8 protein-coding genes are annotated in these 12,951 nt (G+C 59.0%); 1 reads left to right on the plus strand and 7 read right to left on the minus strand.

Translation table 11 applies throughout. The features are described from left to right. Positions 1-914 precede the first annotated feature (914 nt). From BV034_RS09885 to BV034_RS09900, 4 genes are read right to left on the minus strand one after another with little or no spacing between them, the layout of a single operon-like run. Positions 915-2,603: a restriction endonuclease subunit S gene (locus BV034_RS09885; RefSeq protein WP_050026545.1), complete on the minus strand. Its 1,689-nt coding sequence runs from the start codon at positions 2,601-2,603 to the stop codon at positions 915-917. After that, the gene (locus tag BV034_RS09890; protein WP_050026547.1) at positions 2,600-4,081 is read right to left on the minus strand and encodes a class I SAM-dependent DNA methyltransferase; all 1,482 of its coding nucleotides are present in this window, start codon (positions 4,079-4,081) and stop codon (positions 2,600-2,602) included. The genes BV034_RS09885 and BV034_RS09890 overlap by 4 nt, the downstream gene beginning before the upstream one ends. A 3-nt stretch (positions 4,082-4,084) precedes the next feature. Continuing rightward, a complete protein-coding gene (locus BV034_RS09895) occupies positions 4,085-4,753 on the minus strand; it encodes a hypothetical protein (protein WP_050026549.1) in 669 nt (222 codons plus the stop codon). Between the two features lie 18 nt (positions 4,754-4,771). Continuing rightward, positions 4,772-7,156, minus strand: a complete 2,385-nt coding sequence (locus BV034_RS09900; RefSeq protein ID WP_050026551.1) for a DEAD/DEAH box helicase family protein — start codon at positions 7,154-7,156, stop codon at positions 4,772-4,774. 77 nt (positions 7,157-7,233) lie between these two features. Here BV034_RS09900 and BV034_RS09905 point away from each other — a divergent pair, with 77 nt between their 5' ends. Further along, positions 7,234-8,376: an HNH endonuclease gene (locus tag BV034_RS09905; RefSeq protein ID WP_081887701.1), complete on the plus strand. Its 1,143-nt coding sequence runs from the start codon at positions 7,234-7,236 to the stop codon at positions 8,374-8,376. Positions 8,377-8,471: 95 nt separating this feature from the next. Here the strand turns inward: BV034_RS09905 and BV034_RS09910 are convergent, their stop codons facing one another. The 3 genes from BV034_RS09910 to BV034_RS09920 all read right to left on the minus strand — a co-directional run. Further along, positions 8,472-11,099 carry a U32 family peptidase gene (locus BV034_RS09910; protein WP_050026559.1) on the minus strand — a complete coding sequence of 876 codons (2,628 nt, stop codon included), beginning with the start codon at positions 11,097-11,099 and terminating at the stop codon, positions 8,472-8,474. A 323-nt stretch (positions 11,100-11,422) separates the two neighbouring features. Further along, entirely contained in the window at positions 11,423-12,367 is a 945-nt protein-coding gene (locus BV034_RS09915) for a LysR substrate-binding domain-containing protein (RefSeq protein WP_050026555.1), read from the minus strand. 241 nt (positions 12,368-12,608) lie between these two features. Further along, the coding region (locus tag BV034_RS09920; RefSeq protein ID WP_050026556.1) for a hypothetical protein at positions 12,609-12,951 on the minus strand (343 nt) is incomplete at its 5' end.

The following is a 12,951-nucleotide window of genomic DNA, read 5'->3' on the forward strand; positions in this document are numbered from 1 at the left end:
CCTTCAGTGCGCTCAGTCACACCATCCAGTGCTGAAAATACCGAGCTAAAAAGAGTGTGTCAAAACTCCGGAGGAAGCTCTGTTTTTCTATGACGTGTAAAATTCATCGCGCACAATTGAATGCCGCTGCGTTTTCTCGGGGTTTCCAGGGTGTTTTGATAGCCGCTAATTTTTCGTTTTCGTGTTTTGACACACACTCTAAAGCTCACTACTACTTTGCCACAAACTCCGCCATTCGTAGCTGCTTGTAGGTCAAACTTCAGTTTGCGAATTCACGGCACCCTTAGGGCACACTTGCTCAACAAAATCTAAATACATCCGCATCAGCTTACGTCTGTGCAAGCTCCAGACATAATATCTATAGTATAGGGCACCAGTCGACAACCATGGGTAGGGCTACGGTGACTGTGAGTCGGCCCCACTCGTTTTTCCTGCAACACGTCTTCCAGCACGTTGCCCCACCTAAATACCTTCCAGTATCAGTTCCAGATTGAGGCCTCGGGAGATGGTTTGGACGTCTTTGGGGAAAGTTGTGCCCAACCTCTTGATCCCAGTGATCGGAGCGATGAACACTAGAGTTCGAATAGGTTTGTCGGGATGACGCTGATTGAAAACCAACGCTTTGAAAACATCCCGGTAAATTTCCATGTGAACATTGTTCTGCGACGCTTTGAGTTCGTAGGCAATGAAGTCCCAATTGTCTAGGAGATCGATCTTTTGACATGGGCCGTCATCGTTGAGTGGGCGTTCTCTGCTGAATCGGTTCCCAAACTCGTCTAACACAAGGTCTTGCCACACCCTGCAAGTGGTCTGCGATTTCTTTGTTTGCTCGGATACGCTTCCTCCGGGGGACCAGTGTTTTTTGTGTGCTTCTGAGGCCAAGTAAACGATGCGTGAGCGGGTTGGCATGGTGCTTAATTCGAGGAAGTAAGTTCGGCTACGGCAGCTCCAAATAGATTGTTAGCTGTCGCGCGGGCAGCTGTAAGTTGGGCTTCCAGCGCGTCCACCAAGGCCATCAGTTCGTCCACCTTCGCCACGATTCGGCGTTGTTCGGCGAGGGGGGGGACTGACACCGGAAGAGCCTTCGCACCTGACAAGTTGATACGCTCCCGAGTCATTCCATGATTTTCCTCAGCGGCAAACGCTTTTGCGATTGGTGAGTTCAAGAAGTGCCGGACGTATGAACGATCGATATGCTTACTGAGTCGCACGCGAAAACAATCAGACTTGTTTACTGCTGGTCCAATGTCCTGCGGTACTTCGCAGCAGCGAACGAGTGGGTCGGCGAGACCCGCCACGAGAAGGTCGCCAGGCACTACGTGATTGCTAGGGAGCGACTCGAAATGCTCGCGAGAGATGTGGCCTTCTTTTCCATGAATGAAGTAACCTACCCCGATGTTTCCAAGGCGAAGTACAGCATAGCCCTTCGCGGGAACATAGTGCTCCGTCTTGAGCTTGCTGCCAAACGGGCCATCGCACATTGCGCCGTCTTCTGCCGCCATTAAGTTTCCGAGTGGTGCCCAAGCCCACCCGGCAGGAAGATCGAATGGAGTTTCGTGCTTGTGTGCAGAGAACGGTCGAAAACTCCTCATTCGTTTTGCTCGAACGGCCTTCAAGACATCGTCAGCGATGTTTGCGAGAATCTTCTCCGCCGGTTCGTCGTTGGGGTCTTGATGGACGAGTTTGCCTTGAACGGCGAGGGTGAGGATGGATTTGCGGAGAGCGGCCGGGGGGATGGCGTAAGCCTGGTGGAAGAGGAAATCGAGGTTGGCCGGGGTGGGTGCTTCGGTAAAGCGAGCTAGCGACGCCCGGGCCAGCGCGGCGTGTTGCCTCTCGCGCTCATGTTGCTGCGCCTCAAGTCGGTCACACAGCGACATCAGCTCATCCACCTTCGCCACAATCCGCTTCTGCTCGGCGAGGGGCGGGAGGGGAAGAAGGCTCGCGGCCATCACCGAAAGCGTAACTCGGGTAATGGCTGCACCCTTCATCGCTCCGCGAGTTTCCTGATAGAAGAACGGTGAACGCATCGCCCAGAGAAGGTAGCGGTTGGAAACCGCTTTCGACGGTTTCAGTAATGCCACGCTAGAAAGCATACTGAACGGTTCTTTGACTTGATTTATCGTGGCGACGCCCGTTGTGGCACCGTCCTTGATGTAGAGAACGTCGCCAAAGCTCGGGTCGCAGCGTGAATAGATCTCGTCGTGAACCTCTTTGCTCACGTAGGTGATCCCATCGAGAAGAACCCCGTCCGTCTTGATGTTCTTCGCGGTGACATACATGAATTCGCCGGACGGCCCGTTCGGTGGTGAATGATGCGTCCCGTCGGTCAGCTTTTCTAGCACTCGCGGCAACGGAACCCACGCCCAAGTCTCGGGAATCTCGAATGGTGCAACGACACCATCCACCTCATTTGAGTCTCGGTGCCGTGTTTTCGCTGAGGACGAGATACGTTCCAACAGGGCGTGTGCAGATTCTTCCTTTGTGTCCTGCGAGACGAGTCGCCCCTGCACCGCCAATTCAAGCACCAACTCTCGCATCTTGCCTACCGCATTCGGGGCATCAGCGAAGAGATCAAACTTCTCAAAAAAGGTTTCGAGCGTCATTCAGCGGAACCAGCGGTGGCGGTGAGGGCGTGGTGGAGTTCCTGTTTCAGCTGCGCACGGGTGGCGGCAATGGTTTCCAAGAGCCTTTCGTATTCTGGCAGCAGGTGGTCCACGTCGCCGGGGCCGGTGTCGGGGTTGTGCGGGTTCTTGAGATCGAGGTTGTAATTGCCTGCTTTGATCTGCTCAATAGAGACGCGCCAGGCTTGGTCGTTTTCGTCACGCTTGCTGTAGCGCCCGTGTTTGTCGGGTTTGCCCCACCATTTTTTTTCGGCCTCGAACTCCTTAATGTCGATAGGCTTGCCTTTGTTGTAACTCTTGGCCCCCGGTGGATACGGGTGCTCATAGTACCAGACCTCTGTAGTGGGGGTACCCTTCGTGAAGAAGAGGAGGTTGGTGCGGATGCCAGTGTAGGGGTTGAAGACGCCGTTGGGCAAACGCACGATGGTGTGGAGGTTGCAATCAGTAAGGAGCGACTCCTTGATCCGGGTCTTTACTCCTTCACCGAACAGGGTTCCGTCAGGCAACACCAAACCGGCACGCCCACCTGGTTTAAGCAGCTTCATAATGAGAACGAGGAAGAGGTCCGCGGTCTCGCGGGTGCGGAACTCGCTGGGGTAGTTCGCCTCAATGCCGTCTTCCTCCATGCCGCCGAAGGGTGGGTTGGTGATGATGGTATCCACTCGTTCCCGAGGGCTCCAGTCGCGCAGCGGGCGGGCCAGCGTATTGTCGTGGCGCACGTTGGAGGGGACGTCGATGCCATGCAGAAGGAGGTTGGTCATGCACAGCACATGGGGCAGGTGTTTCTTCTCAATGCCGGAGAAGCATCCTTGAATGGTGCGCTCATCGGCTTCCGTCTTGGCTTGGCGACGAAGGTGCTCAATGGCACATACGAGGAAACCGCCGGTGCCGCAGGCGGGGTCCATGAGGGTCTCCCCAAGCCGGGGGTTGACCTGGTCGACAATGAACTGGGTGACAGCGCGCGGAGTGTAAAACTCTCCCGCATTCCCTGCGGACTGAAGGTCCTTGAGGAGCTTTTCGTAGATGTCGCCGAACATGTGGCGGTCATCGGAGACGTTGAAATCAATGCCGTTGATCTTGTTGATGACCTGCCGCATCAACGTGCCGTTCTTCATGTAGTTGTTGGCATCCTCAAAGGCCATGCGTATGAGGCCAGCAATTTTGTCACCGCCACCAGAGAGGCTTTTGAGCTTGGGCAGGAGAGTGTTGTTGACGAAGTCGAGCAGGGCCTCGCCGGTGATGCCCTCCTCATCGCTGGCCCAAGTGCTCCAGCGCAGGTGCCTTGGGAGAGGCGAGCGGTAGTTATCGCGGAGCATCTCCAGCTCCTTCTCCCGGTCGTCGAAGATTTTGAGGAAGAAGAGCCAGGCCATTTGTTCAAGGCGCTGGGCATCGCCGTAGGTGCCGGCGTCCTTGCGCATGATGTCCTGGATGGATTTGACGAGATTGGAGACGTTGGGCATGGGTCAGGCGGTTTCTACGGCTTGCATGCCTCCGGAAACGAAAGCTACTTTGTCGACGATGCGCAGGAGTGGGGTGCCGGGTTCGAGCTGGCGGAAGCGTTCGAGGCCGTATTCCAGGATCAGCTCTTTAAGTTTCTGCATGGAAAGCAAGTACATTTTCGCGGAGTAACCTGGCTGGGTGGTAGTACGAAAAGGAATCCCGAGCTTCTCCCTGAAAAAACGTGCCGCGTTGCTGTCAATGATGGGGTACAGTTCAGGATTGATGAAATGCAGAATCTTCGTCGCGCCTACGTGGAACTGTTTCTCCTGAGGGCCGAGTTGGGTCAGAATGTTGTAAGCTTGTTCCAACGATGTACTGTGAGTTGCCAACTCAACCTCTGCCAGCGTCACTTTGGTGTAAGGTTCCAAAATAGGGCTTACTCTTTGCAATACTTCATGAAGGCGCGTAGCAAACCCACCTTCCCGAACGTCATAACGGCTATGGGTTCCAGAGCCCATCATTCGCCCCATGTCGAAGGCGAGGAGTCCGGCGGTCAAATACGGTTGGTACTGCTCGTCGAACAGGTATGACGTCTGCTGACGCTTCTGGTATACGGCATCGGCTACGAGATTGTAGTGCAGGCAAAGCTGATTGTAGCGCAAGATGGATGCTTCAGCGTTCTGGAAAGGCATGCTGTGAATCAAGGTTGGTCAGGCAGCCTCCTGATAAAGAGCGCTTTCGAGCTCCGTCAAGGCTGCGAGGTAATTAGGCTTGCCTCCAAATAGCTTGATGATTTCCACCGGGGTGCCGAAGCTGCGGAGCGGATCCACCTTGAGGATCTCCAATGACTCGACGCTGGAGATCCCGGAGTCCATGTACTTGTCCAAGAGGGCCTCCAGGACAGCCCTGGCATTGGTCTCGTATTTGCCAAATACGTCCCGCTTCTTCACCTTGTCTGCCCGCTCTCGGCGGGTGAGCGCGGGGCGGTCAAAAGCCACGTGGCAGATGATGTCAAAGGAGTCGAGGTCCTTGCCGACCAGTTCGGCCAGTTCGTTGAGAAAGACGCCTTGAGTGGCTAGTTCCTCAAGGATAGCCTGCTTGCGATTGGCATTGGTCCAGGTGGTGAGGAAGGCGTCGAGCGAGACATAGTGTTCCCGAATCGTCTTGCGCGTATAATCTGTGAGGGACTCGGTGATGAGCTTGCCATGCGCGTCCATGTACTGCACTCGCTCCACTGCTACGGCGACGGGGACATTGTTGACAACATACCGCGTGGGCTTTGGGGGGGCGATTGCACCACCTTCCGCCCCGTAGGGAGGCGAATCTTCTCGGGGCCATGGGAAGTCCGAAATGTCAACGGGATCATTGGCGCCGAGTAGGTCCTCCGGCGGCACAGGAACGATGTCAGGGCTTGGTTCGTAGATCTGGACGGGATCGCCATCGAAGTCAGGATCGGCAAAGAGCGCCGTGGCCCGCCGGAAGTCCATGATGGTGAAGAACAGCTTACCGTAGTCTTCATTTATCCGGGTGCCGCGCCCGATGATTTGCTTGAACTCGGTCATCGAAGCGATGCGGCGATCCAGAACGATGAGCTGGCACGTTTGAGCATCCACACCCGTGCTCATGAGTCGGGATGTGCAGGCGATGACAGGGTAGACCGACTCCGGATCGATGAAATTGTCGAGCTGAGCCTTCCCTTCCTCATTATCGCCGGTGATGCGCATGACGTACTTGCTGTTGGCCCCAGCGAGATCGGGGTTGGTGTTCACTAGCGCCTGCCGCATGCGCTCGGCGTGGTCGACGTTCTCGCAGAAAACAATGGTCTTGGCGAAGCGGTCGGTGGCGCGGAGGAACTGGGTCACCTTCTCTGCGACTAACTCCGTGCGTTTCTCCAGAATGAGGGTGCGGTCGAAGTCGCGGTCGTTGTATTCTCGGTCATCGATGAGTTGCCCATACTTGTCCGTCTGCCCATCCTCCGGCCGCCAGCCGTCGAGGTCCTTGTCTAGGCCAATGCGGACAACCTTGTAGGGGGCGAGGAAACCGTCGGCGATCCCCTGCCTAAGCGAGTAAGTGTACACTGGTTCACCGAAGTATTCAATGTTTGAGACGTCCTTGGTCTCCTTGGGCGTGGCCGTGAGGCCGATCTGGGTGGCGGAGCCGAAGTACTCCAGCACCTGCCGCCAAGCGGCGTCGTCTGCGGCGCTGCCGCGGTGGCACTCGTCCACCACCACGAGATCGAAGAAGTCGGGCGAGAACTGTTTGTAGATGTTCCTGTCTTCGTCGGTGCCGGTGACGGCTTGGTAGAGACACAGGTAGATCTCGAACGCCTTGTCCACCGTGCGATTGGTGATCTTGGTCATCGCGGTGCCGAAGGGCTTGAAGTCGTTCGTCTTCGTCTGGTCAGCGAGGATGTTCCGGTCTACGAGGAAGAGAATGCGCTTCTTGGTGCCAGACTTCCAAAGCCTCCAGATGATCTGGAAGGCGGTGTAGGTCTTGCCGGTGCCGGTGGCCATGACCAGGAGTAGGCGGTCTTCCCCACGGGCGATGGCTTCGACTGTGCGATTTATGGCGATGAGTTGGTAGTAGCGGGGGGATTTCTGCGAACCATCGTCGTAATAATCCTGCGTGTAGACAGCTATCTGGGGCGGGGTAAGGCCTCTGGCAACGCAGAGTCGGGACCAAAGTTCCTCTGGAGAGGGGAACTGGCCGAGAGGAATCTCACGCGTCACCGTGCCACTGGTGGCAGTGCGGTCGTGTTCGAGGAAGGCGTCGCCATTAGAACTGTAGGCAAAGGGAACGTCGAGGATTTCTGCGTACTCCAGTGCCTGCTGCATGCCATCGCCGACGGAGTGCTGATTGTCCTTGGCCTCAATGACGGCAATGGGCAGATTCGGCCTGTAGTAGAGAATGTAGTCGGCCTTTTTGGCTGTGCCACGTTGCACCGACTTGCCCCTTACCATGACGCGGCCTTTGGTAAAGAAGAACTCTTCCCGAACCTGGGTCATGAGGTCCCAACCCGCGCCGTCTGGCCCGCAGAGAGCCGGAGTAATGAACTTGGACCGAATGTCCGTCTCGGTGAGGGATTTCTTGTTCATACGGTGAGGTGACCCCGCCTGTACAATGACTCTCTTTTGACTTTTGAGGGGTGTCTATATCGCAATAATTGCTCAGAATGAGTGATTTAGGTGGAGACGGCGTTTCTGGAGGTACATTATGGGCTGAGGAAAGGTCTGGCCAAGTTTTTTCTTTGAGTTGGGGGATCGGTACTTGTCGCATGCGGTCAAATAGACATGCTCAACTAATGATGAATTCAGCAACTCATCCCCCCAAGCTTGAGGACGCGATTGAGACGCTCTATCGCCTGCATGTGGGTATCATCGGCAACGGGCCGGAACGCCATGAGAGACCCCACAAGCCGTTGCTCTTGTTGGCGGTTCTGGATCTGGTTGCGGAGAGAGTTGCTGAACCGCACAAGATCAAGTGGGGAATGAGACTTCGGTCCTTGTTCACACAGTATTTTGAGTTGGTGAAACAGAGGGACGACGACAGTTCGCCCGAAAATCCCTTCCTCTATTTGCGCAAGGAGGGGTGGTGGGAGCCTATGAAGATTGTGCCAGGGGGAAGAACGGTGCCTTTGGAGTCGACACCGACAGTGGCTGAGGCAAATGCCGGAACGGTGTACGCTCGAATTTCTACCCCGATTGAGCCGTTTTTGCATCTGCAGAAGGACAGGATGGAGCTGCGCTTGGCGCTGGTGAGCCGCTACTTCCCGGGAAAGATGGAAGCGCTGCGCAGGTTGTTTATTGAGCCTTCACTCCATGACATGTCCAGTGCCTACCGGGCTTCAACTCAGCCTGAAGGCCGAGAAATGGAGAGTGAATTGGCGTCCGATGCTGAAAGCGAAGTGGGCAAAAGTGGAAGGTCTGCAGGATTCCGGCGGAAGGTTGTGGAAGCGTATGATTTCCAATGCGCTGCCTGCGGTTTGCGCATCAAGCTGCCTGGGCAGAAGGAACTTCGGGAAATGACCTTTGTGGATGCAGCTCACCTGATCCCTTTCAGTACGAGCTTCAATGATCATCCCACCAACGGGATGGCGCTGTGCAAGAACCATCACTGGGCGATGGACCGGTTTCTAATTGCTCCTGGTCCTAGTGGCGTGTGGGAGGTGTCGAGGAAATTGATGCGACACCGGTCCGCCGGCGAGGCGGAACTGGTGGAACTACAGGGGAGGAGGATCATCCCGCCACTTGATGACGCTTACTTGCCGAGCCGTGAGGCCTTGGAGTGGCGTGTGGGCAGGCTGTGGGAGGGGTGAGGAAAGTTTGCCGCCTGCGGCGGAGGGGGGCGTGGGCAGGATACAATCCTGCTGAGCAGACAGCTTGGAATGCTGTCACACAGCACTGCAGCCCCTCAATACGCAATCAACGGATCTCGCTCCCGGTCCCGTAACGTCCCTGAGGTCACGCCCAACTGGGATTGCGCCTTGAGATCACGCCAGAGGGTTTCGCCGTCGCGGCGGTGGGACATGAGGTCCTGGTAGAGGGCGAGGGTCTGGGCGGCTTCGGGGCCGGATTCCTCGAGGAACTCGACACGGAAGGTGCGGAGGCCGGCGCCGTAGAGCATCTCATAGAACCGGGCCCCGGTCTGGGGCACGGCGTTGAAGAGGGTGTTGCGGCAGCCGACGTCGGCCTTGAGCGGGTGCTCCATGCCGGTGCGGTCGCGCAGCTTGACCTTGTGGCGCTCGCAGGGGCGGCCGCAGTCCAGGAAGGTGCTGCCGGTGGACATGAAGGAGGCAAAGACGCAGTGCTCCATGTGAAACATGGGCATGTGCTGGTGAAGCGTGAGCTCGAACCAAGTGGGCGGGCAGCCGTAGAGGAGGTCCAGCACCTGCTCGATGTTCAGGTCATAACTGACGGTGAGCTGCTCCAGGCCGGTGGTCTTCAAGAACTCGGCCGTGAGGGGATTGGCCACGTTGAGCGAGAAATCGCCGGTGGTGCGCAGGCCGGTGCCGGCAAAGAAGCCGATGGCCCCGAGGTTCCGGATCAAGACGCCGTCGGGGTTGGCCCGGGCGATGAGCTTGAAGAACCCTTCCTCCCGCGGCTTCTGAATGCGCGGGGTGGCGAGGAAGATCTCGGTCCCGGTTTCGGTCTGGGGCTTGGCCTCTGTCCCCGATGCTGAAGCGGCAGCCGCAGCGCGGGCGCTGTTATGGGCGCGAACGTGCTGGACGGCCTCCGAATAGAGGCGCACGTCCTCAAAGTCCACATAGAGCCGGGCCACGCTGGCGGCGAGGGCGGCATCGATCTGCTCCATGCTGCGGCAGAGCACATAGAGACGGGCCTCGACCGTGGGGGCGAGATCCAGGCGGGCCTCCTCCAACGGGGCGAGCATGGCGCGCGCAGAGGGCTTGAGCCCTTCGGGCGAAGGGGCCTCGAACACCGGGGCGGAGGGCAGGAGATCCAGCGCGGCCACGAGGGCGCGGCGCAGGCGGTTGAGCTCGCTCACAGGCACGATGACCGCGCCCTCAAGCTGGGAATCCAGCCCGGCGAGTTCATACGGCGTGCCGCCGAGGCGGCCGAACTGCTCGGCCAGGGTCTCGCGAGAAAGGGGCTTCTTCTGGGCCACCTCCAGCGGCATGGCGGAGCTGGCCTGGGCGAGCACTGGCCCTTCCAGACTGGCATTGACGCCTCCGTTCAAGTCTCGAACTTCCACCGCGAGGGGCTGTCCGGCCTGACCAGTGACGGTGAAGTGCAGGGTGCGACGTTTGCGAATGGGCAGGTCGCCCTTAAACGTGGCCTGAAGCTCCCGTTCCAGGGCGGGATCGGCGGTCTTGTAAACGCGGGTGCCGGGCTGGATGGAGGTGAAGTCGATCTTGCCACGCTGGAAGGCGATGCGGCTGCCTTCGACCTGGAAGAGATAGCCGCCCTGCTCGCGGTCGGTATCGGACGGGTTCTCAAACACCACGCCGTCGCCGGGCTTCAGGGGGATCTGGAAGGGCGTGAGTTCGATGGTATCACGGTCGACGGTGCGGACCTCGCCCACGAGCGGGCCGCGCTTCTTGGCAAAGCGGGCGCCCACAAGCTGCTGGTGATTCACCCCGTGCATCCAGCCGCTGAAGAGTCCGCGGCTGAAGGTCATCTCGAGGGAATAACGGTCCTCCTCGTTCATGAGCTGCGGCGGCAGGGGCTGGTCGTTCTCCAGCGCCTCCAGAGCGGTGTCGATGGCCTTGCGATAGACCCGCGTGACGGCGGCGACGTACTCTGGCGACTTGAGGCGGCCTTCGATCTTGAAACTGTGAATGCCCGCCGCGATCAGGCTGGGGATCTCCTCCACGGCGGCGAGGTCCTGCGGGGAGAGGAGATAACGCTTGTCGCCCAGGTCGCGCAGTTCGCCATCGACGACTAGCTCATACGGCATGCGGCAGGCCTGGGCGCACTCGCCCCGGTTCGCGCTGCGGCGACCAAGGGACTCGCTGGTGAGGCACTGACCGGAGTAGGCGACACAAAGAGCGCCGTGCACAAAGACTTCCAGCGGCAGCTCGGCGTCTTTCTTAAACGCTTCCAGGTCGCGCAGGGAGAGCTCGCGCGAGAGCACGGCCAGATCCAGCCCGAGGTTCCGGGCAAAACGCAGGCCCTCAGGCGAGGTGATGGTCATCTGCGTGGAGGCATGCAGATGCAGCTTGGGCGCGAGCGCCTTCACCATGCGGGCCAGGCCCAGGTCCTGAACAATGACCGCGTCCACACCCGCCGACTCCAGGAGACGGAGTTGTTTCTCAGCATCCTCCAGCTCCCCGGTGAAGATGAGCGTGTTGAACGCGCAATACCCCCGCACGCCGTGCTTGTGCAGGAACGCCATGAGCTCCGGCAGGTCTTCCTCCGTGAAGTTGTCCGCGCGCAGCCGGGCGTTGAACCGGGGCAGGCCGAAGAAAATGGCGTCCGCGCCATTGGCGACGGCCGCACGGGCGCATTCCCAGTTGCCGGCTGGGGAGAGGAGTTCGGGAGGGGCGGGGCGGGGAGCAGGGGATGGAGGCAGGGAGGACAAGCTGGGAAGATACGGGGAGAGTTGAGACGCCGCAAGCGGCTGGTTGAGGGCCCGCAAGCGGGCGTTTAGGCGGCGGAGCCTGGTTTAGGAGAAAGGCGAACCACTGATTCACACTAACGGGGAGAGGGAAAAGGGGTTAGGGAAGAGGGATAAGGGGGAACCGCTGACGGACGCCAACTTGACGCTAACGGGGGCAAAACACCTTTGGTGAGCAAATTACGGATTCTGACGCACTGGGATACGGAGGGATGGAGGTGCAAATGGCTCAGGGTGAATGACCGTCAGAGAACGCTCAAATACCCCTGACAGCCGGGACGGCTGTGTCACTTACTGACCACTGATGACTGCCCACTGCCCACTGGCATGAGTACGTCCTGATTCACCCACTCACTGACCAACGCCCTGAAGGCCTCAGCAGCGGGATTACTCCCGCCCGCCGCCTTGTTCCAGACCATGACGAGGTCGACGGAGACGATGGGGTGGAGGGGTTTGAAGATGAGGTCGGGGCTGCGGGTGAGGGTGTCGACGCTTTCGGGCACGACGCCGATGCCGGCACCGGCTTCGACGTAGGTGACGACGGTGCCGACGATGCTGGGGGTGAGGGTGAGCTTGGGGGAAAACCCGGCGCGGTGGCAGCCGATCATGATGCGGTCGTAGAGGCCGACGCCTTCGCGGCGGGCGAGGACGATGAGGGGCTGGCCTTCCAGCATCTTCCAGGTGACCTTGGTCTCGGTGGCGAGGGGATGAGAACGGGGGACGACGACGGAGAGGGACTCGCGACGCAGGAGGAGGGTCTGGAGGGGGATGCGGTCGCTGGCGGCGACGGGGCGGGTAAGGCCGACGTCGATGCGATCCTTGGAGACCATTTCCCAGACGCGTTCGGGGGTGCGCTCCTCCAGGATGACGGTCACGCGAGGATGGCGGCGGCGGTATTCCTTGAGGAGTCGGGAGAGGAAGGGCTGGGTGGGCGGTCCGATGAAGCCGAGGCGGAGCTCGCCCTCCTGGCCTTTCACGGTGCGGTGGACCTTGCGGATGGCTTCTTCGCAGAGACCCAGCAGGATGCCCGCCTCATGCAGGAGCACGGCTCCGGCGGGGGTGAGCTTCACACTGCGCTTCGTCCGCTGGAGAAGCTCCGCGCCGAGGTCGTCCTCCAACTCCTTGACCGTGCGGCTCAGGGCAGGTTGGGCGATGTGGAGCTTTTCCGCCGCTTTCGAGAAGCTGAGTTCCTCGGCCACGGCCTGGAAGTAGCGGAGGTGCCGGAGTTCCATGCGGGAAGTTTAAGAACGGTTGGGCATTTGTGCGAGAGGAATGTTCGGGTTGCGGCATGAGTGAGGCGAGGGGGAAATTAGGAATTAGGAATTAGGAATTAGGAATGCCGGAGTGGTGGAGTGGTGGAGTGGTGGAGGGATGAGGCAGGATCTGGGGCCAGCAGATTCTCTTGACTCCAATTCGCGGGGAGCTTCTGAAGTTTGAAGTTTGGCTTTTGAAGTTTTCCCGGAACGGTCCGCTTCACGTTTGTTGCTCAAGTTGGGTTGCCGGTACCTTCAAAGCATACACGCGCTCTAACAGCCCCGTGAGTCCCCAGAAGGCGGCGATGAGGGTGAGGGCGCTGAGGGTTTCCTGCCAGGTGGGTGGGAAGATGAGGAGGAAGCCCTGGTCCTTCACCAGGGCGGCGAAGCTGGAGACGCAGAAGGGCATGAGGAAGAGGCGGAAGATCTGCCAGCGGTCCAGCCGGGTGGTGACGGCGGAGGAGGTGCGGGTGCTGAGCAGGAGGGCGAGGCCGATGATGCCGCTGAGCCCCAGGGAGGTGAGCCAGAGGCGCGGACGGGGCTCAAAATGGTACGCCACGGTG

This window comes from Verrucomicrobium sp. BvORR034 (assembly GCF_000739635.1).
GTDB lineage: Bacteria > Verrucomicrobiota > Verrucomicrobiia > Verrucomicrobiales > Verrucomicrobiaceae > Verrucomicrobium.

Excerpts from the sequence above, each read along its gene's own strand:
- BV034_RS09890 (WP_050026547.1), bottom strand. The coding sequence starts at position 4,081 with ATGCCCAACGTCTCCAATCTCGTCAAATCCATCCAGGACATCATGCGC.
- BV034_RS09905 (WP_081887701.1), top strand. The coding sequence starts at position 7,234 with ATGAGTGATTTAGGTGGAGACGGCGTTTCTGGAGGTACATTATGGGCT.
- BV034_RS09895 (WP_050026549.1), bottom strand. The coding sequence starts at position 4,753 with ATGCCTTTCCAGAACGCTGAAGCATCCATCTTGCGCTACAATCAGCTT.
- BV034_RS09915 (WP_050026555.1), bottom strand. The coding sequence starts at position 12,367 with ATGGAACTCCGGCACCTCCGCTACTTCCAGGCCGTGGCCGAGGAACTC.
- BV034_RS09885 (WP_050026545.1), bottom strand. The coding sequence starts at position 2,603 with ATGACGCTCGAAACCTTTTTTGAGAAGTTTGATCTCTTCGCTGATGCC.
- BV034_RS09900 (WP_050026551.1), bottom strand. The coding sequence starts at position 7,156 with ATGAACAAGAAATCCCTCACCGAGACGGACATTCGGTCCAAGTTCATT.